Source organism: Glutamicibacter sp. 0426, assembly GCF_001906485.1.
GTDB lineage: Bacteria > Actinomycetota > Actinomycetes > Actinomycetales > Micrococcaceae > Glutamicibacter > Glutamicibacter nicotianae.
In genome coordinates, this window is the sequence record NZ_MPBI01000006.1 from 19030 (window position 1) to 42777 (window position 23748).

Sequence of the window (23748 nt, forward strand, 5' to 3'; positions counted from 1 at the left end):
TCATGAAGCATCCTGAGCAGGCTCGAGGAAAGGACACGATGACTGGACCGACGCCCAAGAACAATCGCGGAATCGGATATGGAATGCTCTATCCCAAAGGCTGGCGTGAGTATCCAGTTACCGTGGAGGGTGAAGCGCAGCTGGCCAAGGTCGCGACTGACAAAGCCAAGAAGCTAGGTCGGGCCGATATCGTCCTGCTCATTCGCCGGAGCGTCCACGACACGTTCGAACGATTGCGCCGGCAGGGGGCGATTTCGACCGTCGTGCCCACTGAGACCATCAGCGAGAATTCGGTCATTCCGTCGTCCTTGATCATCACACCGGTGCGTGCCAATGCAGGCACGAGTCTGGCGGCGGCAGTGGCCAGGGCGGCAATGGGGCAGCACGTCGCTACCGAGGAGATTGACGGAGCGCAATGGTTCCACTGGCTTGGTGCCGAAAAAAGGCATGAAGATGGCCAATTCGTGCAGGCGGAAGTGAATTTTGTTGTGCCGCGGCCTCGACAGGACGGCTCCATTGACCCGGCACCCGAGGTTGGCCTGCGCATCATCTACACCTATGGATTCCTCGAATCCCAACGCGGCTCGGAGGAGATCGAGTTGCTGCGAGACCTTGGCTACGGAATTATCGGCACGTTCAAGTGGGTGGGGCTCGAATGACAAACTACACGGTGGAGCCGAATCTGGCTGATTGGATTCCCCTTCCCGGGGTGTTCCCGAACGAAACGTGGCAAACTCCTGAAGAGTGGGCGTCCTCGATCGCGGAAGCCGCGATCAAGGACGACGAGGAAACCCGAGGGCTGTTCAGGAAGTACGCAATCGATGTTATCCAGCATCGGAATGACCAAGCGGATCATTCATTCTGGTTTGCTCCCGAAGACGGCAGCAACATGGGCGTGGCAACCTTGAATGTCTATGTCGACGAACCCGGCATGACACTTGAAGAGGTCGTCGCACCGCCTTATGAGTCGTTGTCCCGCCAGCAACTCGATTCGGTCGCCTCGGAAACTTTCGGCGAGATCATCCAGTCGTTCACAACTTTTTCCACGGAGCAGATCGTCCCTGGCGAACCGGCGCAGTCGGTGGTGGGGCATATCAGGATGGCAGGACGGGCAGGGCGCGGACTCTTCGTGCTCAACGCCTTCGATTCGGACACGGTGACATTGGCAATCATGGTGGATCCAATGGTTGAGTTGCTCGAATCGATCACCATCACCTCATGACCGCAGATCTGCCACCTACCGAAAGCCGATTAGTGAAATTCATCAGTACCCCGCAACTGCATGCCAAACGCCTGAAGCGCGGAATCATCCTGACCGTGCTAGGCCTTGCCTCGGCCGCCGCAGGATTCTGGATCCTGGGCCAGAACATCCGGGTCGGCGAGAGCAGCATTGCCACCAATTGGCTGAACTACGGCCTGATCGTGATCGCCGCGGCGTTGCTGACCTTCGGCATCGTGGGTATCGTCACCGGCCGGCAGGGCACGAGCCGCAGCGTCGGCGATGATTCGATCGACGTAATCGTTACCGAGCAGGGCCTGGTGACCCGTGGCGGCCGGGAGGTGCCGTGGTCGAATATCGGCCGCGCCGAGATCATCCGCTACATCAACGACTCGATGGTGCCGCTGCTTTGGGATTACTCGGTGCTCAACCGCGTGGTGCGGATCAGCCTGCTGGACAACTCCGAGGTCGATCCGACGTCTCCCGGAGTGCGCGGGCGCGCGCCAATGCATTATCTGGAGATCGACCTGCGGCGTTATCCGATGGCCGAATACCAGGAGCACCTCGATGCACTGGTCGCCACGCTCAAGGAGCGCCGCTTCCACACCAAGGAACGGTTCAAGCACAAGCAGTTCTGAATGGGACCCGACGACGTCAGGAACGCACACTCATGGCCCACGGCCGCACTCGGCGCAAACTGCCCAAGCACTTCATCACCGCCAAGGCCCACCATTGGCCGCGGGTGCAACGCAGTTCCCAGCTGCTGATGATGGCCTGGATCCTGCTGCCGCTGGGGCTGTATCTCGTGGCCAACGACCTGCCCGAGACCTCCGTCCGGCGTGCGCAACTCATGGCGAGCTGGACGCCGACGTTCTTCGGTGCCATTCTGCTGCTCTTCGGTGCCTGGGGCGTGGGGACCGCGGTGCTGGCCATGCGCCGCAAGGGTGTCGATGCCATCGATGCGAAGATCCGCGCGTCCGGGCTCATCCTGCGTGGCGGGCGAAAGGTGGCCTGGGAAGAAATCGGCTCGGTGACCGCGATCAGCTTCCAGAATGATGCCAAGGTGCAGCTGCTCTGGGACCGGGCTGAACTGCACCGCCGGCTGGAGGTGCAGCTGAAGCAGCCGGAAACCGGGACGCTGCGCGTCGACCTGGTGCGCTATCCGGCCGTGGACTACCTCGGGCTCTATGAGTCGCTGCTGGACGAGTTCGAGCGCCAGCGCATCCCGGTGAAGCACCGGAAGAAGTGGATGCAAGCCTAGCCGGAGGGACTGGTCCCCGCCCCTGCCCGCTACAGCGAGCGCCCCGGAGTGAGGATTCCTGCCGGATCCAGCGCGGCCTTGACCGCCAGCTGCGCCGCACGGGTCGGCTCGTCCAGCTGCCAGGACAGCTCGTGCTGCTTGACCTTGCCGATGCCGTGCTCCCCGGTGATGGTGCCGCCCAGCGAGAGGGCCAGCCGGGTGATCTCATCGATGACCTTTTCGGCGGCCGCATGGCCTTCGGGGGTGTCCTCCGCGTCTACGGTCGGGTGCAGGTTGCCGTCCCCGGCGTGCGCCACCACGGAGATCATCCGCCCGGTGCGCTGCGCGATCTCGTCGATCCCGCGGAACACCGCGGCCAGCTCGCCCACCGGAACCCCCACATCGCAGGAGACCCGCAGCCCGTGGGCGCTGAGCGCCGGATTGGCCAGCCGCCGCGCTTCCAGCAGCGAATCGCCCTCGCCGATCACGACGTCCGCTGCGCCGAAGCCGCGGCACAGCGCGGCGACCGACTGCGCGGCCTGCAGCGCATGGCGGCCGGTGAACTGGCCGATCAGCAGCGCCTGCCCGTCCACCGGCAGCCCGGAAGGGTGGAAGGCCTCGATGACCTGGACGCTGTGCGCGTCGAGCAGTTCGAGCACCTCCGGAAGGTACTCGCCGTTGACAATTGCCGTGACCGCGCGGCCGGCGTCCTCGACGGTGCGGAATCCTGCGCGGAAGGTCTGCGCGGCGCCCTCGGGCACCGGCTTGAGCCGCACCGTGGCCTCGGTGATGACCCCGAGGGTGCCCTCCGATCCGACGAACAGGCTGGTCAGGTCCAGGCCGACGACGTTCTTCCGGGTGCGTGCCCCGGTGTGCACGACGCGGCCATCGGCCAGCACCACGGTCAGTGCCGCGACCGAGTCGCGGGTGACCCCGTGGTTCAGGCAGCGCAGCCCTCCGGCATTGGTGGCGATGTTGCCGCCCACGGTGGAGATCCGCGCACTGGCAGGATCTGGCGGGAAGAACAGGCCGTGTCCCCGAGCCGCCTCGTCGAGGTCCGAGTTGATGACCCCGGCCTGCACCACGGCCAGGCGGTTCACCGCGTCGATGTCAACGATCCGGTTCAGCCGTTCCAGGCTGATGACCAGCCCGCCCGGGTAGCCCGCCGCACCGCCGGAGAGCCCGGTCCCAGCCCCGCGCACCGAGACCGTCACGCCGTGGCGGTGCGCCCAGGCCAGCGCCTGCGAGACTTCGTCGGTGGATTCGGGGAAGACGGCCGCTGCCGGGCGCCCCTCGGGCTGGTAGCGCGACTGGTCGCGGGCCACGCGGTCCAATTCATCCGCTGCGGTGCTCAGCCGGGGACCGAAGACGGCGGCCAGTTCATCGAGCGGCAGCGTCGGTGCTGCGTGCTGGGTCATGGGTGCTCCTTTGCATGCGCGGTCCGGCAGGGGAGCCGCTGGGTGATTCCCGTTACACACTTTATATTATAAAATCTGAGGGTCAACCCGCGAGTGAAAGCAGGAACCATGACGGCAAGCCAAGCGCAAGCGGAAAGCAAGCGCGGCCGGAGCAAGGCCGATCTGGCCTACGACTACCTGCGCAAACAGGTGCTGGACGGCGCGCTGGCACCGCGCCAGCGGGTGCTGGCCGGGCCTATTGCCGCACACCTTGAGATCAGCGCCGTGCCGGTGCGCGAGGCAATCCACCGGCTGGCCGCCGAGGGCCTGCTGCAGATCGAGCGCAACGTCGGCGCAAGGGTCGCCGAACTCGACGAGCGCGCCTACCGCGAGGGCATGGAGGCGCTGGCGCTGCTCGACGGGTCGGCTACAGCGCTGGCCGCGCTGGCAGTGGGTGGCGCCGCGCTTGATCGGGCGGAACAGATCAATGAGCGGCTCGCAGGTCTGTTGGGGGACTTCGACCCGGCCGAATACACCCGGCTGAACACCAAGTTCCACGCGGTGCTGCATGCCGGGTGCCCGAACGCGCGGCTGCGAGAGCTGGTCGAGGCAGAATGGCGCAAGTTCTCCGCACTGCATGCGGCGGAGCGTGCGGTGGATGCGGAGCGGGCGCACGCCGCTGTGGATGAGCACCGCGAACTGCTGCGGCTGATCCGCGACGGCGCGCCCGCGGCCCGCATCGAACAGGCCGCCCGCGACCACGTGCTGTCCTCGTTGCATGCGCGCACCGGATTCGTCAGCCAGCTGCGCTAACGCCGTAGCCCGGTGGCTGTTCCTTAACTGGAAAGCCGGGCCCGGTACGTCGAACTCGACGTACCGGGCCCGGCTTGTGCCGTACGGCTACTTCTTCAGGTGGTCCACCAGCTGCGAAGCGATGCCATTGTAGGTGCCCGGGGTCAGGGACTGCAGGCGGGCTTCAGCATCGGCCGACAGGCCCAGCTCGCCAACGAATTCCTTCAGGCGGGCTGCATCCACGCGGTGGCCGCGGGTCAGGTCCTTCAGGCGCTCGTACGGGTTGTCCATGCCCTCGACACCGGCGATGGCCTCGGCGCGCATGACCATCTGGATGGCCTCGGCGAGGACCTCCCAGTTGTGGTCCAGATCCTCGGCCAGCACGGCCTCGGCAACATCCAGGCGGTCAAGGCCCTTGGCGACATTGGAGATCGCCAGCACCGAGTGCCCGATGGCGGTGCCGATGTTGCGCTGCGAGGAGGAGTCGGTCAAGTCGCGCTGCCAGCGGCTGGTCACCAGGGTGGAACCCAAGGTGTTCAGCAGGCCGTTGGAGATCTCCAGGTTGGCTTCTGCGTTCTCGAAGCGGATCGGGTTGACCTTGTGCGGCATGGTCGAGGAGCCGGTGGCACCTGCCACTGGGATCTGCGCGAAGTAGCCGATGGAGATGTAGCTCCAGACATCGGTGCACAGGTTGTGCAGGATGCTGTTGAAGCGGGCGATGTCTGCGTAGACCTCTGCCTGCCAGTCGTGGGATTCGATCTGGGTGGTCAGCGGGTTCCAGGTCAGGCCCAGGTGCTCGACGAAGTCCTTGGCAACCTTCTGCCAGTCGGCAGTTGGAACCGAAGCATAGTGGGCCGCATAGGTGCCGGTGGCACCATTGATCTTGCCCAGGTACTCGGTCTTCTCGACACGGTTCAGCTGGCGGGTCAGGCGCCATGCCAGCACTGCCAGTTCCTTGCCCAGGGTAGTCGGGGTGGCTGGCTGGCCGTGGGTGCGCGAGAGCATCGGCACGTCGCGGGAATCCTCGGCCATCTTGGACAGCTGGGCCACCAGGTCGCGGGCTGCTGGAAGCCATACCTGCTGCACGCCGCCCTGGACGCCCAGCGCGTAGGACAGGTTGTTGATGTCCTCGGAGGTGCAGCCGAAATGCACCAGCGGCTTGAGGTTGCCGATGCCAATTGCTTCCAGGCGGTTGGCGATGTAGTACTCCACTGCCTTAACGTCGTGAACGGTGACAGCTTCGATCTCTGCCAGTTCCTTCACCGAGTCAGCATTGAAATCGGTGACGATCTTGCGCAGTGCCGCCTTCTGGTCCGCAGTAAGCGGGGAGGTGCCTGGAAGAACGGAGTTGTCGGTTAAATGGATCAGCCATTCAACTTCGACGTGAACGCGGTCGCGGTTCAAAGCCGCTTCGGAAAGGTAGTCGACCAGTGGTGCCACGGCGCTGCGGTAGCGTCCGTCGAGGGCAGTCAAAGCCAGTGGTTCATTAGCAAGGGAAGTGCGCGCAATCTCAGCCATGCTCATATTCTTCCATCCCCGGCGCTACATCACATCTTTTACACCGTTCCTGTTTCCACAACTGGGCCCAAATCCTGCTGGCACCGAATCGCGGCTGTCCATGATGGTGGACAAATTCTCAAGGATGCGGAGCAGGAAAATGATGTTTCAAGCGACGCTGCTGACGGTGGCGAGCCAACTCGATGACGCACGGAAAACCACTCAATTCGCCATCGCGCAGTTGGGGTCAATCCATTCATTGACTTGGAATTCCAAGGCAGGCAAGGCGTTTTTGGAGAATGTCGACGAGCTGAGCCGCCGGCTGGAAATGCTCAACAGCGAGCTGGGCGACGCGGAGGAGTACGTAGGGGTAGCCATGCGGGAGATCCAGAACCTCGAAGCACAAATCATGAACCAGCGAATGGCCTCGTAGCCATGGGATATGAAGTCAATTACAACTCGTTGGATTACGCCGAGGCAGGGGAGATCTGCCAGCGGGTTGCCAACGATATCGATGGCATATCCGAGGTACTGCTCAAAGCCGCGCAGGCAGCTGATAGCTGCCAGCGCGACCTGGATCTGCAGTGCATGGTGTCAGGCATCGGTGCCAGGGGGTATAACGTCGGGCTGTTGGGCGACTTGATCAGGGACGCCTATCAGCAGTCCAGAGAGGGGCAAATTAAAGCGTTCGATCTGACCGCAAAAGTCTCCGAAGCCATGCGGAACTATGAAGTTGCCGAGTCCGCTGCTGAACGGATGGTGCTAGCCAGCACGGGAGCCGTGCTGGTGGGAGACTTCATTTCCGAGACCCGCGACAACGGCTGGCGTCCGCCTCTGGAAAGCATGGAAATGTTCCTGCGCTTGATGTTTTCGTACCTGCCGCGCTGGCCCTTTGGATCGAACCTGACGCTGACCGAGCAGATCGAAGGTGCAGCCAAGGATCTGTCGGGCTTTATCCGGCGGCTGGGAGCAGATCGCAATACCGGAATACAGCTCACCCGGCAGGATCCAACGCAAACGGTTGAAGTCGATGGAAAGATGCAAAGCTATTTCCAGTTGCACCAAATGCTGGAAGGCGAAGGGACGGAGAATAACGGGAAGATCATGATCGTGAAGGCTGACGAGGATACGTACATTGCGATCTTCCCGGGTACACAGAATGACTCGGAAGTTCCTTCGCCTTTTGGCCCGGAAGGCATCGCCGACGGGTTCGGGGTCGAATCCGAGAACTTCGCGAAACCGCTTGATGAGGCACTGGAGATCAGCGGAGCGAAAGAGGGCGATGAGCTCATCCTCTCCGGGTATTCGCAAGGGGGCATTCATGTGGCCCAGCTGTCGAAGAACAAGTTCTTGAAGCACAAGTACAAGCTGAATAAAGTCCTGACCCTTGGATCGCCCATCGGCACGATTGACCTGCCAGAAGACGTACGCAGCCTGTCGGTTGAAGACCAGAAGGATATGGTGCCGGGTACCGATGGCGGGCCCAACCCCGGCAAGGGGGAGCATTACACGACCACCTTCGCGGGCCCGCGGGAGCACATGGAGGACATCTTGCCCGACGATGGCATCTTTGGCGCTCCGCATAACCTCAAGAATTACGGTGACCACCTTCTGGAACTCGATGAGAATCCGAAGCTGGAAATCAGGGAGCATCTGGAGAAGTACTACCTCCCCGAACCACTGGTGAAAATCCGCATGTTCAAGCTGGAGCGGAAGCCGAAAGAACCTCGGCCCATCACGGAAGAGGAGAAGCGTCGGCTCAAGCATGTGGCGCCGCCCCATTAAGATGCCCAAAGCTGCAGCGCGCTATCCAAGGCCAGTATCTTCCGACGCCACAGTAAAAGGCAGCGGAAACGGGGAGATGACCGGGCCGGCCAATTGGGAACTAACCAAAGAAGACGGCACCTGCCGGTTGCCGTCTTCTTTTAGCCGTGAGCGGTAGTCCGCTTAGTCGCGATCGCTCTTGACGAATAGTCCGAGGACCGCCGAGACAATGGAGATGATGATCGTGCCGGCGATGGCATCCCACCAGAACTGCTCGATGACCAGTTCGATGGGCGTGAAGGTCGTCAGCCATGACGTCAGCAAGAGCATCAGGGCATTGATCACGATTGTGAACAGGCCCAGGGTGAGACAGGTGATCGGCAAGGAGAAAAGCTTGACGATTGGACGGACCAAGGCGTTGACCAAGCCGAAGATGACTGCAACGACCAGATAGGCGATGACCGTGCTCATGGTGCCTTCGCCTGCCGCGACGATCTTGAGACCGGGCACCACCCAAACGGCGGCGGCGAGGGCAAGCGCATTGACGATGACTCGAATCAGAAAGCTCATGGCTTAACTTTGGCACAGAAATCTGGGATTCGGATGAACCTCGGATATCGCTAAACCCATAGTGAGGACTACGCTTTGAGGTATGACTGAGAACCCGGTGACCCAAGATCAGGTGCAGCCACGCTCTGTAGTTGCACGTTTGCCAAAATACGCTGCGGGCAAGCCGCCTGCTCCAGTTGAAGGCGTCCAAGCTTACAAGCTGTCATCGAACGAGATTCCCTTTGGCCCGTTGGACGCTGTGCATCAGGCAGTCGTCGAGCAGGACAGCCTGAATCGCTACCCAGACCCGCTATCGACCAAGCTTCGCATGGCCCTCGCCGATTATTTGGACGTGCCGGCTGAAGATATCGTGACCGGCGCCGGTTCCCTCGGCGCGCTGGTGCAAATCCTGAATACCTTCGCGGGCCAGAACGAGGACGGCATCCAGGATGAAGTCATCTATGCGTGGCGTTCCTTCGAGGCCTACCCGATTATCGTGCAGACCGCCGGTGCGCTGCCGGTGGAGATTCCACTGCTGGAAGATGGGCGCCACGATCTGGAATCCATGATCGCCGCGGTGAACGAGAACACCTCAGTGATCTTGCTGTGCACCCCGAATAACCCGACCGGACCGGTACTCACCCAGGCCGAGGTCGATGATTTCCTGGCACGCGTTCCGAAGAACGTGCTGGTGGTCCTGGATGAGGCCTACATCGAGTTCGTCCGTGATGAGAAATCGGTGGATGGCATTCACACCTACAACGAGAACGAAAATGTCGTTCTGCTGCGCACCTTCTCGAAGGCCCACGGCCTGGCGAATCTCCGGGTCGGCTACTCGGTGGCCCATCCGCAGATCACCGAGAACATCCGCGTGGTCGCCACCCCGTTTGCCGTCTCCAGCGTGGCCGAGGATGCCGCGGTCGCTTCGCTGGCTAATATCGACCTGGTGCTTGAGCGTGTCGAGGGGCTGGTGGCCGAACGCGAACGAGTGGCGGCGGCCTTGGCCGAGATGGGCTGGAAGATTCCTTCCACCCAGGCGAACTTCGTCTGGCTGCCGCTGGGAGAAAAGACCGGCCAGTTTGTCGAGCGGGCCAACGCCGTGGCGTTGTCTGTGCGCGGCTTCTCGAACGAGGGAGTGCGGGTCTCCATCGGCGAAGTTGAGGCAAACGATCGCTTTATTGAACTGTGCAAGGAATCACTCGACCTGGCATAGGGGTAACGGGCGCTGATTTCTCGCGTTTTGGCGGTCAAAGCCTATAGGCTTAGGAACTGGACAAGCCGTATATGTCCCATGCGGAATGTATTCCGCGTGGGGCATATTTATGACCGAAGGATGATAAATGACGCGAGCTGCGACCGAGGCGACGGAACCGGATCTGATTCAGATCCTGACTCCGGACGGCCAGCGTCAGTCCCATGAAACGTACGATGCGTATCTGGGCGACGTTGATGATGACATGCTTCGCGGTTTCTACCGCGACATGGCATTGACGCGTCGATTCGACCAAGAGGCCACAGCTTTGCAGCGCCAGGGGCAGTTGTGCCTCTGGGTCCCGCTGCGCGGGCAGGAAGCGGCGCAGATCGGTTCCGGCCGCGCCACCCGCCGAAGCGACTACATCTTCCCCACCTACCGCGAGCACGGCGTAGCGCTGACCCGTGACGTCTCCTTCTCGGAAATGCTGCGCTTGTTCCGCGGCATCTCCGGCGGCGGCTGGGATCCCCGGGAAAACAACTTCCACATGTACACCATGGTGCTGGCCGCGCAGATGCCGCATGCCGCCGGCTACGGCATGGCGTTGAACATGGAGCAGCGCGGATGGGATGAAGCCCGCCGTGCCAAGGAAGGCAATGCTGTTGTCGCCTACTTCGGCGATGGCTCCTCCACCGAGGGCGAAACCCACGAATCCATGGTCTTCGCCAGCTCCTTCAATGCACCGGTGGTCTACTTCTGCCAGAACAACCAGTGGGCGATCTCCGTGCCTTTCGAGGTCCAGTCCAAGGTGCCTCTGGTCAACCGAGCCGCTGGCTACGGCATGCCCGGAGTCCGCGTCGACGGCAACGACGTGCTGGCAGTCTTGGCCGTCACCCGCTGGGCGCTGGAACACGCACGCAGCGGCAAGGGCCCGGTCCTCATCGAAGCCGTCACCTACCGTCTCGGAGCGCACACCACCGCCGATGATCCGACCAAATACCGCATGAGCGAAGAAGAAGCCCAGTGGGCTCCGAAGGATCCGCTGATTCGCCTGGAAACCTACCTGCGCGATAACAACCTGGTTGATGACACCTTCTTCGAGCGGCTGTCCGCCGACGCCGACGCAATGGCTGCCAAGGTCCGCGAAGACGCCATGGCCTTCCCAGTCCCGCCGCTTGCCAAATCGTTCGAGCAGGTGTACGCCGAAGCGCATCCGCTGATCCAGGAAGAACTGGCCTGGCATCTGGAATACGAAGCAGGATTCGCCGATGCGGCTGAGGGAGAGCACTAAATGACCACCACGATGACCCTGGCCAAGGCCATTACCAGCGGCCTGGACAAGGTGCTGGAAACCAACGACAAGTCCTTGCTGATGGGCGAGGACATCGGACGCCTCGGCGGCGTATACCGGATTACCGACGGGCTGATCGACAAGTACGGCGAGCACCGCGTCATCGACTCGCCGCTGGGCGAGGCAGGCATCGTCGGCACCGCCGTGGGCATGGCCCTGCGCGGCTTCAGCCCGCTGGTGGAAATCCAGTTCGACGGCTTCGTCTTCCCTGCCTTCAGCCAGATCACCACCCAGCTGGCCAAGATGCACGCCCGCTCCGAAGGCCGGCTGACCACTCCGGTGGTCATCCGCATCCCGTACGGCGGCGGCATCGGCTCCATCGAGCACCACTCCGAATCCCCGGAAGCGCTGTTCGCCCATACCGCTGGCCTTCGCATCATCACTCCGTCCAACGCGCATGACGCCTACTGGATGATCCAGCAGGCAGCCAGCTGCCAAGATCCGGTGATCTTCTTCGAGCCCAAGCGCCGCTACTGGCTCAAGGGAGAAGTGGACACCGGGACCCCGGCCCTGGATGCGTTCAAGGCGCAGGTGGTCCGTCCGGGCACCGACGCGACCATCGTGGCCTACGGCCCGCTGGTGCCGATCGCCCTGGCCGCCGCGGATGCCGCGTTGGAAGACGGACGCTCCATCGAGGTCATCGACCTGCGTTCGCTCTCGCCGATCGACTTCGACACCATCACCGAATCGGTGCAGAAGACCGGACGGCTGATTGTCACCCACGAAGCGCCGACCTTCGGCGGCCTGGGTGGCGAAATCGCCGCCCGCATCACCGAGCGCGCCTTCCTCTCGCTGGAAGCACCGGTGCTGCGCGTGGGCGGATTCCACATGCCGTACCCGATTTCCAAGGTGGAATCCCAGTACCTGCCGGATATCGACAAGTTGCTTGAAGCCCTCGACCGGTCCTTCGCTTACTGAGCGGAATCCAAGGAGTAGAAATGACAGTCTTTAATCTCCCCGATGTGGGCGAAGGGTTGACCGAAGCGGATATCGCTTCCTGGAAGGTCAAAGTAGGGGACACCGTTGAGGTCAACCAGATCTTCGTCGAGATCGAAACCGCCAAGTCGCTGGTCGAGCTGCCCTGCCCCTTCGCCGGGGTGGTCACCGCATTGCACGCGGATGAAGGCGACACCGTGCTGGTGGACAACCCGCTGATCACCATCGACGAGGAAGGCGGCAAGCCGGCGCCGACCGGCACCCCGGAACCAGCCGAGGCGCTGGCCACCGCAGCGCCGCAGGCCAGCGAGGAACCCGGCCCTCTGGTCGGTTCGGGCCCGACCGCTGATTCCTCCGTGCGCCGCAAGCGCACCAGCCGCCCCGCACCTTCGGCAGCCGGTGCCCGCACCGCAGCGGTCCGTGCCTCCGGCTCCGCTTTGGCCGAGACCATCTCGCGCCGCGCGCAGTCCCTGGGTACCGCCGTGACTCGCGAAGTGGATCGCCGCAAGCCGGCAATGGCGAACTTCGTGGACCGCGTGCTGGCCAAGCCGCCGGTACGCCGGCTGGCCAAGGAGCTGGGAATCGACATCAACGATGTGGTGGGCACCGGCACTCAGGGCGAAATTACCCGCGAAGATGTCAACAGCTACCAGGCCCAGCGCGAAGCCGAGCACGCGGCGGCACCAACCTACTGGGCCCACGGCCAGCTGGCCGACGCCCGCGTCGAACGCACTCCGGTGCGTGGCGTGCGCAAAGCCACCGCGAAGGCCATGGTGGACTCCGCGTTCACCGCACCGCATGTCTCGATCTTCGTGGACGTGGATGCCAGCCGCACCATGGAATACGTGGCACGACTGAAGAAGTCCCGCGACTTCGAAGGAATCAAGGTCTCGCCTCTGCTGGTGCTGGCCCGGGCCGTGATCTGGGCTGCCGCCCGCAACCCTTCGGTAAACGCCAGCTGGGTGGAAACCGAGAACGGCGCGGAGATCCACCAGAAGCGCTTCATGAACCTGGGCATCGCCGCAGCCACCCCGCGCGGCCTGCTGGTGCCGAATATCAAGGACGCGCAGAACCTGAACATGAAGGAACTGGCCATCGCGCTGAACGAGCTGGCCACGACCGCGCGTGCCGGCAAGACCCGACCGGAAGACATGCGCGACGGTTCGCTGAGCATCACCAATATCGGTGCGCTGGGCATCGACACCGGCACCCCGATCATCAACCCGGGCGAGGTGGCCATCGTCGCCTTCGGCACGATCCGCCAGAAGCCGTGGGTTGTCGACGGCGAAGTGGTTCCGCGCTGGATCACCACCCTGGGCGGATCCTTCGACCACCGCGTGGTTGACGGCGATCTCTCGGCCCGCTTCATGGCCGATGTGGCATCGATCCTGCAGGAACCAGCCATGCTGCTGGACTGATCTGCGGATAACAGCACCCCGGAGAGAACTTCTGAAAAAAGTTCTCTCCGGGGTGTCACAATTTAAGCTCCGGTTTCGACGTGCTTTTGAAGGGCAGGAACTTGCCTGGAAAATCGAATGACAGGAGACACGCCATGCGCATGAATTTGAGCAAAACGCACAAGAAGGGGTACGCCGCCGTACTGGGACTGGAAGCCTACGCCAGCCAGTCGGTGCCCAAGGAGCTCTACGAGCTGGTGAAGCTGCGCGCTTCGATCCTCAATGGCTGCTCCTTCTGCACCGATATGCACTCCCACGACGCCATGGAGATGGGCATGTCCACCGCGAAGCTCTTTGCCGTGGCTGCCTATAACGATTCCCCACTGTTCACCGACGCCGAGCGCGCTGCCCTGCGGCTGACCGATGCGGTGACCCGGCTTGATCCTGCCACCGGGGTCAGCGACGAAGTCTGGGACGCGGCCGCTGACGAGTTCAGCGAGGAAGAAATCGGCAACTTGATCCTGGCGATCGCCACCATCAATGTCTGGAACCGCATTGCCATTCCGACCCAGCTCGAACCGCCAGTGCGCGACTAGTGCCGGGAAGCGCAGGTAGAATCTGGCGCGTGGAGCAACCAACGGAATCTGCAGCGTTGGCGCAGTGGGACGCCGAGAAGCGCCGGCTGACCGTCCTGGCCTACAACATGCTCGGCGTGTGGGCGCAGGCCGAAGACGTGGTCAGCGAAGTGGCCGAGCAGCTGCTCAAGCTCACCCCGGCAGCCACCGAACAGGTGCGGAACTGGCCGGCGTTCCTCACCACGCTTGCCACGCGCCGGGCGATTGACGTCCTGCGCTCGGCTCAGCGCCAGCGGACCGAATATGTCGGGGAATGGCTGCCCGAACCGGTAGGGCAGCTGGCGCTTCCCGAAGATGAGGCCCTGACTGGATCCATGCTACGCCTCGGCGTGCTCTTCCTCCTCGAAGAGCTCTCGCCCCAGGCCCGGGCCGCCTACGTGCTGCACCATGCCCTGGGCTACAAGGCTGCAGAGATTGCCAAGGTGCTGGAGGCCTCGCCGGCCGCGGTCAGGCAGCTGCTGAGCCGGGCCGGCAAGAAACTGGGGCACACCGAAGCACCCAGCAGGGAAGCAAGCGAAATATCCTCATTGCTGTCGAAGGTCGTGGCAGCCATACGCCATGGCGACGCCGAGGAACTGGTCCAGTTGCTGGCCAAGGATGCGGTGCTCTACTCCGACGGCGGAGGCAAGGCCCGGGCCGCGTTGAACCCGGTGCTTGGCGCGCAGCGCATTGCCCGCTTCCTGGTTGGCGTTGAGCGGAAAAATCCAGGGCGAAGCGTCTTCTTGGGAGAAATGAATCAGGCGCCTGCACTGCTTTTCAAGCTGGCGGGCCGGCAGGACGTGGTGGCGATCGAGGTGGCCGCAGGACACATTCAAACCATCTTGCTGGTGTCCAACCCGGACAAGCTTTCCCACGCCAGTGCGCAGTGGACCATTCTGGACGGGTAGCGGAAGACTGTTCCACGTGGAGCGGAGTTGTTCAAATCCTTGTTGATACAGTAGTTTCCATGAATCGACCCCGCAGCTTTGGTCCGTTGGCACTGGGCAGGATCCAGTGTGCGTGCCTGCTGGCCGCCGTTGTGCTCAGCCTCGGCACCGCAACCGTCCCAGCCCACGCGTCTGCCGCGGCCACGGAATCCGAAGCACCGGCACCGGTGTACCCCTCGGCGACACCCAGCGATGGCGCCGAAGACGAGGGCACGGTCCTCATCCCGTCGGTGACATCCCAGGAAGGCAACTTCTACCTTGCGGTGACCGACGCGGCACTGGATGACGTGGATTCGGAAAAGATCATGGACCAGGTCCGGCACGCCGTAGGCGAGCAGGATGCGAAGATCCTGCTCGGGGTGGACCAGGAGCCGAACAACCTCAAGGGAGCCGCGCAGCTGGTGCGCGGGATGCTGATGTTCGGGGACAGCGACGCGCTCAGCGATGACTGGCTGGAGAACGGAAAGACCCTGGGCTACGTGGGCAAAGGGTGGATTGCCATCGGCGTGATGCTGCCCGAGGACCCCGCCGATGAGGTCGAGGTCTTCGTGGATCCCGGGCGCGATATCAGCGAAACGGACCCCGGGTCCAGCCAGAAGATCCTGGCAGCCGGCGACGAGGCATTTAGGGCGGGGGACTACACCGCAGGCATCACCGAGGTCGCGCTGGCCACGACCCAGCAGCTGCAGGCGCCGCCGGACCGGACGCTGTCCAAGGTGATCGCCGTGGTCGTGCTCGCTGTGGCAATCGTCTTCATGCTCGCCTGGGCGTGGCGCGCCAAGCGCCGCAAGGCCAAGAAGGCGGCGGCTGCCGAACGCCTCAAGCAGGCCGAACTGCTCGAATCGCGGATCCAGCAAGCAAGCCGCTACCTCGGCCGCAAACCGGTGCCCGACTTGGGCCTGCCGGAACAGGGCCGCTTGACCGAGGCGATGGCGGAACTGGAAAAGCAGCGTGCCGGCACCCAGCATGGTACCCAGCACGCACAGGACCTGGATCCGGGAATCGCCGTCCAGGAGCAGGTCTCCGAAAAGCAACTGGCAGATCTGCGCCACCGCGAACGCGAACTCTCGCTGCTGCGCGGCGCGGTCCAGCTGGCCCACGACTTCGCAGGACGGCCACGGGATTCTCGCGAATCCTGGGCATCGATTTTCGAATACCACCGTGAGCGGCTGGAAGACCTGGCGCTGTTCCTCGATCTTCCCGGTGCAGGGCAGCTGGGCTGCGCCCAGGCCGCGCGCACCGTGATCATCACCCATACCGATGAGCTGCAGCTGCTGCGAACCCGGGTGGGCCGGCGGAACACCGGAGCCCAGGATGCTCCGGGCATTCTGGACCGGCTTTGGGAGTTGCGCGACGAGCTCGATAGCGTGCTGCGCGATGCGCTGGCGCAAGCCGGGCAGGCGCGGCTCAAGGTTCCGCAGGGGCTGGGTGAGCGGATGGCAGGCAGGCAACCGGCTGACGCTGCGCTGGAAAATGATCCCATTGCGCTGCTCAGGAATTTCCTGCCGGGAAGCGAGGCCCGCTGATGCCTGCCCGCTTGATGCATGATTCCACCGGACGGCGCTTGCGCCGCCCCTTCCACTGGACCGCCATCGCTGCCATTTTCATGGCTTTGGTGACCACGGCCCTGGGCGTGCGCGCCGTGCTTGCGGTGCAGGCAGCCAACGTCCCTGCACCCTATGAGGTCACGGTAGTGGTCCAGGGGGAGAACGGCTTCAACATCACCCAGCAGACGGTGGACGCCGAGCTGGCCCGGCACCCGGTGCGGGCCACGGCCCCGCTGGAACTGGTCATTGCCGACCGCTGGCTAACGGGCGATGAACTGCTGCGCGGGGAAGTGCACGAAAACCAGATCATCGTTTCGACCAAGATGGACAACCGGGATTCCGGGCAAAGCGAGGCCGAGCAGCGCTTCTCCGGGGTGGGTGTGGACCGGAATCTGGTCGCCTCCGACGACGCGCATGACGACCTGCGCTTCGATATCGAGAATGCCTTCATCAAGAACATCTCGGTGGGCCATGGCCCCAAGGCTGCGGTGGCCGCCGCGCATACCGCCGCCGTGCTGCTGGATGATTCGCCCAGCAACTCGGCGATCTTCTGGTTCGCCGTAGTGGGCGCCAGCGCCATGCTCACCGCCGCGCTGCTGGCCAGCGCCCTGCGCTTCCGCTCCCGGTGGGCTTCCCGGCACCGGCGGCTGGCCGCGGCCCAGCGCAAGCTGGCTCGCGTGGTCCTGGATCTCGAAGCGTTGGAAGCCACCTACCAGGCAGCTGATCCGGGGCACCGCCCGGCCGGCTTCACCAAGGCCTGGCGGCAGCTCGAAGCGCTCTCCCTTGATGCCGCCCGGCGCGAGGACCCTCTGGTGCGCCTGATCTTCGACCGCGCCGCCTGCCTGGACAAGAAGACCGGTCAGCAGCTGGCCGCTTTCGAAGCCGATGCACGCAAGCTGACGGAACTGGCTGACTCCCTGATGGGCGCCGGCTCGGTGCATGCCCAGCTGGCCGGGACCGGGTCCACCTTCGACAAGCTCAGCGCCCCGATCAACGATGCTGCCACGGCGCTGCTGATCCGGCTGGAAACAGCTCCGGGCACCATGGTTGCCGGCAAGGACCTGGAGGATTTCCGCGGCGCCTTGGGCGAACTGCTCAACGCCGCCCACGGCGACACCGGCCAGCGCACGGCCGTAGAGCGCTGGGCCGACGCCGAAAAGCAGCTGGCCAAGCTTGCCGCGAAGATCTCGACCCGGTTGCGCCGTTATCCGCGGGGCCAGAAGCAGGAGGTGCCGCCGATTGGTGCCCAGCACAATGAGCTGCGCGCCAGCCTGGGGCTGCCGCCGGTCACCAAGCAGAGCGCTTTGCAGCAGATCGCCACGGCGAATGCGCTGGCCCGCGGGGTGCTCGGCGACACGCTGCAGACCGACCAGGCTGCCGGAGGGGCATCGGGCGAACCTGCTGGCTGGCAGCGCATGCTGGCGCGGCTCGCCAGCACCCGCAAGGCAGCTGGTGATGAACCGCCGAAGCTGCGCCGGGCGTGGAAGTTTGGACTGCTTGCGGCCCTGCTGGTGGGCAGCCTGATCGCCTCGGGGCTCATTGTCTCCTCGATAGCCAACGAACCCGAACGCACCTATGAGGGGTCCGGCCGGGGAATGGAACTTGAAATCGATGACCAGGGCCAGCTGGTTGACGAGTCAGAGATCCGCCGGTACATGGAGGAAGACTTCGAGACCACACAGCGGATTCTGGTCGCGGTGCGCGATGCGGAGGCCTACCTGGATCTCAACGAGGTCGAAGGCTATGACTTCCGCGAATCGACACCCGAGAGCGTGCGCTCGGCGATCTTGCGGATCAAGGACGAATATTCTGATCGCGCTGATCCTGCCAACGGGGAGCTACCCGAGGACCTGACGATCATTCCGCTGCTGATCACGGATGAAGGCAAGGGCATCATGCCCGGGCTGATTTCCGGTGCGGTCATCAGCGGTACCGCCTCGTGGGGAACGACCGGCGGGTGGGAGCACGGAAGCATCTACGAGTCGAACTATCCGGCGATGGAAGCGGCCGGTGCGGCCGAGGACTTCGCCGTGGTGCTCAAGCGGGCCGGCTATGAGCAGCCGGACTACAACACCACCTTGCTGTACTGGATGCTCGTGTTCATGCTGTTCTTCACGGTAATCAACGTTCTCCAGGTGATCCAGTACCTGCTGGGGGCCAGCACGCAGCTGACCCGGTTCTCCCGCGGTTCGCGGTCGGTGCAGCAATCACGCCGGCAGCTGGAGCAGCTGGCCAAGGGCCTGGAGGATTCGCAGATCAATGCGGTGGCAGTGCTCGGTGCAAGCGAGGCGGGGACTGCCGACGAGGCAGGCCAGCGCTTGTTCGAGCGCGCCCTGATGATGGCGTGGCGCGAGGCCGAGGAATTGTCCTCGATGACCTTGGGACAGCGCCTGCAGGCCGGCTATGCCCAGCGTGCGGCGCATCTGGCCCAGCTGGTGGCGTTGCTGGGCGAACGCGATGCCGATGTGGCGCGGCGGGCCAAGGCGCTGGTGCTGGCCAGCCGCGGTGCCGGCGGGGATGCGCCAGCGGAAGTCCAGCTGCCGGGACGGTAGTGCTTCCGCCCCGGCAGCCGGATCCTGCTCGGACTCAGCCCAGCAGCTCGGGCAGTTCCTGCGCCTCGTTGCCCAGCACCTTCTGGGAGAGGAACTCGGTGACGACCTGGTACCAGATCTTGGCGTGCTGCGGGGTGAGGATCCAGTGGTTCTCATCCGGGAAGTAGAGGAACTGGTGCTCGGTGCTGCCGTCTTCCTTTTGCGGCAGCCCCGAATCGGCCAGCAGCTCGTACCACAGGCGCAGGCCCTCGCCGATGGGCACCCGGTAGTCCTTGTCGCCGTGGATGACCAGCATCGGGGTGACGATGCTGCCCACCGAATGATGCGGCGAGTTCAGCTCGCGCATTTCCGGGCTCATCTCGCGGGTCCAGTAGAACGCTGCGTCGGTGGTCTTGCCGAAGCCTTCCAGTGCCCACAGGCTGGCGTGCGTGACGATGGCCTTGAAGCGGTCGGTGTGCCCTGCCACCCAGTTGGCCATGTAGCCGCCGAAGGAGCCGCCCATCGCGGCGGTGCGGGTTTCATCGATGTCGGCGCGCGCCTCGGCGGCATCGGTGATGGCCAGCAGATCCGTGTACGGTTCCTGGCCCCAGCGGCCCCAGCCGCGCTGGATGAACGCCTGGCCGTAGCCGGTGGACAGGGCGGGATCCGGCAGCAGCACCGCATAGCCCTGGGCTACCAGCAGCCATGGGCTCCAGCGCCAGCTCCAGGCGTTCCACGAGCCCAGCGGTCCGCCGTGGATCCACAGCAGCAACGGCGCCTTGTTGGCGGCAGAAGCTGATTCCGGCAGGGCCAGCCAGGCGCGGACGCTCGATCCGTCTTCGGCCGTGGTCGTCACCTCGGTGAGCGTGCCCGGCAAGGCCGGGCGGGCAACCGGGGAGCGCAGCTCGGTCAAGGCGGCGAATTCGCCCGGCTCCAGGTCGCCGGTGTGCGCCAGGTCGATGGCTACCGGTTCGGCCGGGTGCAGGTAGCTGGAGCGCAACGCGTAGGCGGTGCGCGAGTCGCTGCTGATGACCACGTCGGTGAACGCTCCGTCTTCGGTGAGCCGGGTGATCTTGTCGTTGTACAAGCTCAGGTGGAAGACCGGGGCATGGCCGTTGTCGTCCGCGACCAGCAGCAGCGAGCGTCCATTGGGAACCCACTGCAGGTCGCTGACCCAGCGGTCCCAGCCGGCGGCGATCCGATGGGTGGCGCCGTCGGCCAGGTCCATCAGCCACAGCTCGAAGACCGGGGCGGTTTCGGCGGTGGAACGCTCCCAACGTGCATAGGCCAGCTGGGTGGAGTCCGGGCTGATCTTGCCCAGCGTGTATTCGTACGTGTCGTCGGGGGCGAGCAGCATTTCGTGGGCGCCGGTGTGCAGATCGATGCGCATCAATCCCGGGGCCGAGGAGGCCCGGCCTTCGGGAACCTGCCATTCGGTGATCAGGAAGGCCCCGTTGGCAGCGACATCGTAGTAGGTATCCTCCAGGTTCGCGCCGATGCCCGGGGTGAGATCGGTGAGCTGGGTGCCGCTGGTGTCCTGGGGGTCCGGCAGGGAGCCGGTGTAGAAGTGCGGGGTGGACGGGCCCAGGTCTTCGTCCCAGAAGCGCACCGGGTAGCCGGTGTGCAGGATTGCCGAGACCTTCTTGTCCTTGCGGCCGGTGCGCAGCGCCGCTTCGGACTCCAGGTCCTTGGCACGGCTGAAGGCCGAGGTGCGCAGCACGATGGTCTGCGGTGACTGCTTGCAGATCCGTAAGGACTGCACCCCGGCCGGGTGGGAGATCACCGAGCGGGCTTCGCCTCCTGCCACCGGAAGGATCCATCCTTCGGCCTTGGCGTCTTCCTTGGATGAGCGCTTGGACACGAAGAGCAGGTCGCCGTTGGCGGTGAACTGCGGCTGCGATTCGCCGTGCTCGCCGAAAGTCAGCCGGCGTGCCGGTTCCTGGCCTTTGGGGTCCAGCGACCAGAGGGCGCTTTCGTATTTCGTCTCATCCTCGGACAGGGTGCTGAGAGTGGTGACGAGCTTCGTGCCGTCGGGGGAGAGCGCCAGGCCGCTGAGCCGGCCCAGGCCGATAAAAGAATCTAAATTATGAAATGAATGCTTAGAGTGTTCCACTTCACATATCTTGCCACTGTTCGCGGCCGGGCACTACCGAATATCGAAAATTACGCGGCATCGGAACGAAAGGCCGGTGCAACTTGCAACCAAGGAGTTATGGCACAGCTATTGGAAAAACCTGCAAGGCCGTGGAGGATGGGTTCCATGGGGGAGCTCGCGATGTCAGCTGCATGACCGGATAATCGATCAAGGAGTTGGAAAAGATGAACCGTGCCAGAACCCGTCTTGGGGCGCTCCCGATGATGTGCGCGGCAGCGCTGATGCTGGCTGCCTGCCAGGGAGCCGAGCCGGAACCGGCCGAAAGCCAGAGCGCAGGACCAAGCGGAACGTCGCCATCGACAAGTGCCAGCGCGCCGACTGCTTCCAGTCCCGAATCCAGCCCAACGCAAAGCACCGCAAGCCCGGATGCGCCAAGCTCGGCGGCGCCAGAGCTGAGCCAGATGCATGAAGTGCATGGCATCCGCTTCTTTACCCCGGAACAGTGGACTGCCGCCGGGGACGACTGCGACGGCGAGTGTACCGAATGGGATGAATGGGAGATCAAGGACGCGCAAGGCAAGCACGTGCTGACCCTGATTCCCACCACGGCAACCTCTCCGGATGGAGACATGGCGCTGTATGAACGGGAGCTGCTGGATCGCAAGGAACTTGAAAATCCCGGAGCGGATACCGGATTCCGCCCGACGAGCCTGATTGCCGAGTTCTGGGAATCGACGGACCAAGAAGATGGGGAGAAGGATTCAGGATTCGACATTGCCCTGATGGATGACGAAGAGCTCGCCAAGCGCGATGAGAACCCGGACCTGAACTTCTTCAGGATCGGCGAGCAGTCGCCGATGATGTGGGTTGAAGAGGACTATCTGGAAGGCCATGGTGTTCCTGACGAACCGACCAAGCAGCAAGCGCAGCAGTTCCTGGACACCGGGCAGTACGCGTTGGTGCGCGACATCTTGCTCAGCGTGGAACCTGCCGTCGGCTAGCCAAGCCGGAACATAGGAAAGGCAACAGAAATCAGGCAATCGCCCTGGCTTCTGTTGTCTTTCTTCACGCCTCAAAAAACTGCATTCCGCGCAAGGGCGCGGAAGTGGTGCAGATGCTGAAGGCCGAGGAAACGGGCAGGAGAAATTGCCGCTGAGCAGCGAAGCTGCAGGGTGCACTGCAAGCCTCTTGGCCACGACAAGCAGGCTTGGCTGTGCCGTTCGAGCGGTGTAACCAAAGCCCAAAAAGACTCCTCTGTCACATTGTGTGGCCTGTAACATGCTACTGTGTGTAGGCACACAAAGTCATAACGTGAAAGGTGCACACATGGGCGTGCTGGCACTGGGCGTATTCATCGCCGTGACAGTCATAGTTAACGTCGTACTGAAACGGCGTATTTCAGAGGCGCTTGTACTAGCGCTGATAGCTTGTTCGCTGGTCGGCGGCGCGGATGCGCTGAACCTGTTGAGCGCAGCCGTAGTTGACGGCTTCCAATCAGACGTGACCTTCGCGGGCATGGCCTTTGTGTTCATGGGGGTGATCGTCTCGGCGACAGGCCTGATCGAGCGCCTGATCCATATCCTGAATTCGATGTTCGGGCGCGTTCGCGGTGGATCGGCCTACGTCTCGACCCTGGGCTCGGCCGCAATCGGGCTGGTGGCAGGATCTACCGCAGGCAACACGGCGACGGTCGGCTCGGTAACCATTCCGTGGATGAAGGAAAACGGCTGGTCGTCCAATCGCGCCGCAACGCTGGTAGCGGGAAACTCCGGCTTGGGCGTCGCGCTCCCGCCGAACAGCACCATGTTCATCCTCTTGGCCATGCCGGCCGCCGCTGGAATTTCTGCTGGCGACGTATATGTTGCACTGGCCATTGGCGGTGCTTATTGCGTGCTCTACCGCATGATCCTGGTGTTCACTTGGGCTCGTGCCGACGGCATTCCCGTAGCGAATCGGGAGGGCATGGCGACGTTAGGGCAAGCGCTGCGCGAAGGATGGCGCTCGCTACTGATCTTCCTTGGCATCGCGATCCCTGTTGCACTGACCTTCGGCCCGCTGTTTGAATTCCTGTCCCGCCCGGAGTTGGTGGGCAAGGACTCGATGGGCTCGATCTCCATCATTGTTTGGGTTCCGATTCTCATCTCGGCGATCGCATTGATCGAGGGCCGAAAGCGGATCTTCGCGCCGGATTCGAAGTTCAAGGTGATCCTGAATCGCGAGCTGCCGCAGTTCGCCACTGTTGGTGTTTCGCTGTTCGCTGCGCTGAGCGCTTCGAACATCATGGAAGCGCTTGGCGTCGGTCCGCAGCTTTCGGATTTCCTGGGTTCTCTGGATATGCCAAAGGCGGCGATTGTCGCAATCGTCTGTGTCATGGCCGTTGTCGTAGCCACCCCGCTGTCCTCGACGGCAACCGCCGCGGCCGTGGGTGCGCCGGCAGTGATGGCGTTGACCAGCGTGGGTATCGATCCAGTCATCGCCGTGGTGACGGTCCTGTTGTGCACCTCGACAGAGGGTTCTTCTCCACCGGTCGGTGCGCCGATCTATCTGGCTGCCGGCTTTGCCGAAACCAATCCAACCAAGATGTTCATGCCATTGCTGGGCTATTTCGTGCTGCCAATGATCGTCATTGCCTGGCTTGTCGGCATGGGCTGGCTGCCGATTCCGATTTCGTAGGAGAAAA

The 23748-nt window shown here is 63.4% G+C and carries 21 protein-coding genes; 17 read left to right on the forward strand and 4 right to left on the reverse strand.

The genetic code is table 11. The features are described from left to right. Nucleotides 1-2 precede the first annotated feature (2 nt). The 4 genes from BKX98_RS14170 to BKX98_RS14185 are packed head-to-tail and all read left to right on the forward strand — an operon-like array spanning nt 3 to nt 2480. Nucleotides 3-659: a hypothetical protein gene (locus tag BKX98_RS14170; RefSeq protein ID WP_143181140.1), complete on the forward strand. Its 657-nt coding sequence runs from the start codon at nt 3-5 to the stop codon at nt 657-659. Next, nucleotides 656-1222 (forward strand): hypothetical protein, encoded by a 567-nt coding sequence (locus BKX98_RS14175; RefSeq protein ID WP_073707731.1) that lies wholly within the window; start codon nt 656-658, stop codon nt 1220-1222. Before BKX98_RS14170 ends, BKX98_RS14175 begins: the two co-directional genes overlap by 4 nt. Before the next feature lie 32 nt (nt 1223-1254). Continuing rightward, a complete protein-coding gene (locus BKX98_RS14180) occupies nt 1255-1857 on the forward strand; it encodes a hypothetical protein (protein WP_143181141.1) in 603 nt (200 codons plus the stop codon). A gap of 32 nt (nt 1858-1889) precedes the next feature. Then, nucleotides 1890-2480 (forward strand): hypothetical protein, encoded by a 591-nt coding sequence (locus tag BKX98_RS14185; RefSeq protein ID WP_073707733.1) that lies wholly within the window; start codon nt 1890-1892, stop codon nt 2478-2480. A 29-nt stretch (nt 2481-2509) separates the two neighbouring features. On the opposite strand, the gene BKX98_RS14190 is transcribed toward BKX98_RS14185, so the two are convergent. Beyond that, entirely contained in the window at nt 2510-3877 is a 1368-nt protein-coding gene (locus BKX98_RS14190; protein WP_052254039.1) for an FAD-binding oxidoreductase, read from the reverse strand. A 108-nt stretch (nt 3878-3985) separates the two neighbouring features. Between BKX98_RS14190 and BKX98_RS14195 the strand changes: the two genes are divergently transcribed. Continuing rightward, nucleotides 3986-4669: a GntR family transcriptional regulator gene (locus tag BKX98_RS14195; protein ID WP_073707734.1), complete on the forward strand. Its 684-nt coding sequence runs from the start codon at nt 3986-3988 to the stop codon at nt 4667-4669. Between the two features lie 87 nt (nt 4670-4756). On the opposite strand, the gene purB is transcribed toward BKX98_RS14195, so the two are convergent. Beyond that, on the reverse strand, nt 4757-6166 hold the full coding sequence (gene purB, locus BKX98_RS14200; protein WP_073707735.1) for an adenylosuccinate lyase: 1410 nt from the start codon (nt 6164-6166) through the stop codon (nt 4757-4759). Here purB and BKX98_RS14205 point away from each other — a divergent pair. Next, a complete protein-coding gene (locus tag BKX98_RS14205) occupies nt 6165-6578 on the forward strand; it encodes a hypothetical protein (RefSeq protein ID WP_073707736.1) in 414 nt (137 codons plus the stop codon). The two genes, purB and BKX98_RS14205, sit on opposite strands and share 2 nt — an antisense overlap. Before the next feature lie 2 nt (nt 6579-6580). Then, on the forward strand, nt 6581-7930 hold the full coding sequence (locus BKX98_RS14210; protein WP_073707737.1) for a hypothetical protein: 1350 nt from the start codon (nt 6581-6583) through the stop codon (nt 7928-7930). A 162-nt stretch (nt 7931-8092) separates the two neighbouring features. Here BKX98_RS14210 and BKX98_RS14215 read toward each other — a convergent pair whose 3' ends face one another. Next, complete coding sequence (locus BKX98_RS14215; RefSeq protein WP_073707738.1) at nt 8093-8479, reverse strand: phage holin family protein; 387 nt, start codon at nt 8477-8479, stop codon at nt 8093-8095. An 82-nt stretch (nt 8480-8561) separates the two neighbouring features. Here BKX98_RS14215 and BKX98_RS14220 point away from each other — a divergent pair, with 82 nt between their 5' ends. From BKX98_RS14220 to BKX98_RS14255, 8 genes are all read left to right on the forward strand, one after another. Beyond that, the gene (locus BKX98_RS14220) at nt 8562-9671 is read left to right on the forward strand and encodes a histidinol-phosphate transaminase (RefSeq protein ID WP_073707739.1); all 1110 of its coding nucleotides are present in this window, start codon (nt 8562-8564) and stop codon (nt 9669-9671) included. Nucleotides 9672-9798: 127 nt separating this feature from the next. Next, the gene (pdhA, locus tag BKX98_RS14225) at nt 9799-10941 is read left to right on the forward strand and encodes a pyruvate dehydrogenase (acetyl-transferring) E1 component subunit alpha (protein WP_073707740.1); all 1143 of its coding nucleotides are present in this window, start codon (nt 9799-9801) and stop codon (nt 10939-10941) included. Further along, complete coding sequence (locus BKX98_RS14230; protein ID WP_038993237.1) at nt 10942-11919, forward strand: alpha-ketoacid dehydrogenase subunit beta; 978 nt, start codon at nt 10942-10944, stop codon at nt 11917-11919. It abuts the gene before it with no gap. A 20-nt stretch (nt 11920-11939) separates the two neighbouring features. Beyond that, nucleotides 11940-13355 (forward strand): dihydrolipoamide acetyltransferase family protein, encoded by a 1416-nt coding sequence (locus tag BKX98_RS14235; protein ID WP_038993239.1) that lies wholly within the window; start codon nt 11940-11942, stop codon nt 13353-13355. A 134-nt stretch (nt 13356-13489) separates the two neighbouring features. After that, nucleotides 13490-13930, forward strand: a complete 441-nt coding sequence (locus tag BKX98_RS14240) for a carboxymuconolactone decarboxylase family protein (protein ID WP_038993240.1) — start codon at nt 13490-13492, stop codon at nt 13928-13930. A gap of 29 nt (nt 13931-13959) precedes the next feature. Continuing rightward, nucleotides 13960-14856, forward strand: coding sequence for a sigma-70 family RNA polymerase sigma factor (locus BKX98_RS14245; RefSeq protein ID WP_073707741.1), 897 nt, complete (start codon nt 13960-13962; stop codon nt 14854-14856). Nucleotides 14857-14915: 59 nt separating this feature from the next. Further along, the gene (locus tag BKX98_RS14250) at nt 14916-16421 is read left to right on the forward strand and encodes a hypothetical protein (RefSeq protein WP_143181142.1); all 1506 of its coding nucleotides are present in this window, start codon (nt 14916-14918) and stop codon (nt 16419-16421) included. Next, nucleotides 16421-18994, forward strand: a complete 2574-nt coding sequence (locus BKX98_RS14255; protein ID WP_073707743.1) for a hypothetical protein — start codon at nt 16421-16423, stop codon at nt 18992-18994. The genes BKX98_RS14250 and BKX98_RS14255 overlap by 1 nt, the downstream gene beginning before the upstream one ends. Nucleotides 18995-19028: 34 nt before the next feature. Here the strand turns inward: BKX98_RS14255 and BKX98_RS14260 are convergent, their stop codons facing one another. Next, entirely contained in the window at nt 19029-21086 is a 2058-nt protein-coding gene (locus BKX98_RS14260; RefSeq protein ID WP_083586944.1) for a S9 family peptidase, read from the reverse strand. 206 nt (nt 21087-21292) lie between these two features. Between BKX98_RS14260 and BKX98_RS14270 the strand changes: the two genes are divergently transcribed. Together BKX98_RS14270 and BKX98_RS14275 are read left to right on the forward strand one after the other, a co-directional pair. Further along, nucleotides 21293-22069 carry a hypothetical protein gene (locus tag BKX98_RS14270; RefSeq protein WP_143181143.1) on the forward strand — a complete coding sequence of 259 codons (777 nt, stop codon included), beginning with the start codon at nt 21293-21295 and terminating at the stop codon, nt 22067-22069. A gap of 310 nt (nt 22070-22379) precedes the next feature. Continuing rightward, a complete protein-coding gene (locus tag BKX98_RS14275; RefSeq protein WP_233125394.1) occupies nt 22380-23741 on the forward strand; it encodes a TRAP transporter large permease subunit in 1362 nt (453 codons plus the stop codon). Nucleotides 23742-23748 lie beyond the last annotated feature (7 nt).

Excerpts from the sequence above, each read along its gene's own strand:
- BKX98_RS14270 (WP_143181143.1), top strand. The coding sequence starts at position 21,293 with ATGAACCGTGCCAGAACCCGTCTTGGGGCGCTCCCGATGATGTGCGCG.
- BKX98_RS14175 (WP_073707731.1), top strand. The coding sequence starts at position 656 with ATGACAAACTACACGGTGGAGCCGAATCTGGCTGATTGGATTCCCCTT.
- BKX98_RS14185 (WP_073707733.1), top strand. The coding sequence starts at position 1,890 with ATGGCCCACGGCCGCACTCGGCGCAAACTGCCCAAGCACTTCATCACC.
- BKX98_RS14170 (WP_143181140.1), top strand. The coding sequence starts at position 3 with ATGAAGCATCCTGAGCAGGCTCGAGGAAAGGACACGATGACTGGACCG.
- pdhA (WP_073707740.1), top strand. The coding sequence starts at position 9,799 with ATGACGCGAGCTGCGACCGAGGCGACGGAACCGGATCTGATTCAGATC.
- BKX98_RS14190 (WP_052254039.1), bottom strand. The coding sequence starts at position 3,877 with ATGACCCAGCACGCAGCACCGACGCTGCCGCTCGATGAACTGGCCGCC.
- BKX98_RS14250 (WP_143181142.1), top strand. The coding sequence starts at position 14,916 with ATGAATCGACCCCGCAGCTTTGGTCCGTTGGCACTGGGCAGGATCCAG.
- BKX98_RS14230 (WP_038993237.1), top strand. The coding sequence starts at position 10,942 with ATGACCACCACGATGACCCTGGCCAAGGCCATTACCAGCGGCCTGGAC.
- BKX98_RS14220 (WP_073707739.1), top strand. The coding sequence starts at position 8,562 with ATGACTGAGAACCCGGTGACCCAAGATCAGGTGCAGCCACGCTCTGTA.
- purB (WP_073707735.1), bottom strand. The coding sequence starts at position 6,166 with ATGGCTGAGATTGCGCGCACTTCCCTTGCTAATGAACCACTGGCTTTG.
- BKX98_RS14235 (WP_038993239.1), top strand. The coding sequence starts at position 11,940 with ATGACAGTCTTTAATCTCCCCGATGTGGGCGAAGGGTTGACCGAAGCG.
- BKX98_RS14205 (WP_073707736.1), top strand. The coding sequence starts at position 6,165 with ATGCTCATATTCTTCCATCCCCGGCGCTACATCACATCTTTTACACCG.
- BKX98_RS14255 (WP_073707743.1), top strand. The coding sequence starts at position 16,421 with ATGCCTGCCCGCTTGATGCATGATTCCACCGGACGGCGCTTGCGCCGC.
- BKX98_RS14210 (WP_073707737.1), top strand. The coding sequence starts at position 6,581 with ATGGGATATGAAGTCAATTACAACTCGTTGGATTACGCCGAGGCAGGG.
- BKX98_RS14215 (WP_073707738.1), bottom strand. The coding sequence starts at position 8,479 with ATGAGCTTTCTGATTCGAGTCATCGTCAATGCGCTTGCCCTCGCCGCC.
- BKX98_RS14240 (WP_038993240.1), top strand. The coding sequence starts at position 13,490 with ATGCGCATGAATTTGAGCAAAACGCACAAGAAGGGGTACGCCGCCGTA.
- BKX98_RS14195 (WP_073707734.1), top strand. The coding sequence starts at position 3,986 with ATGACGGCAAGCCAAGCGCAAGCGGAAAGCAAGCGCGGCCGGAGCAAG.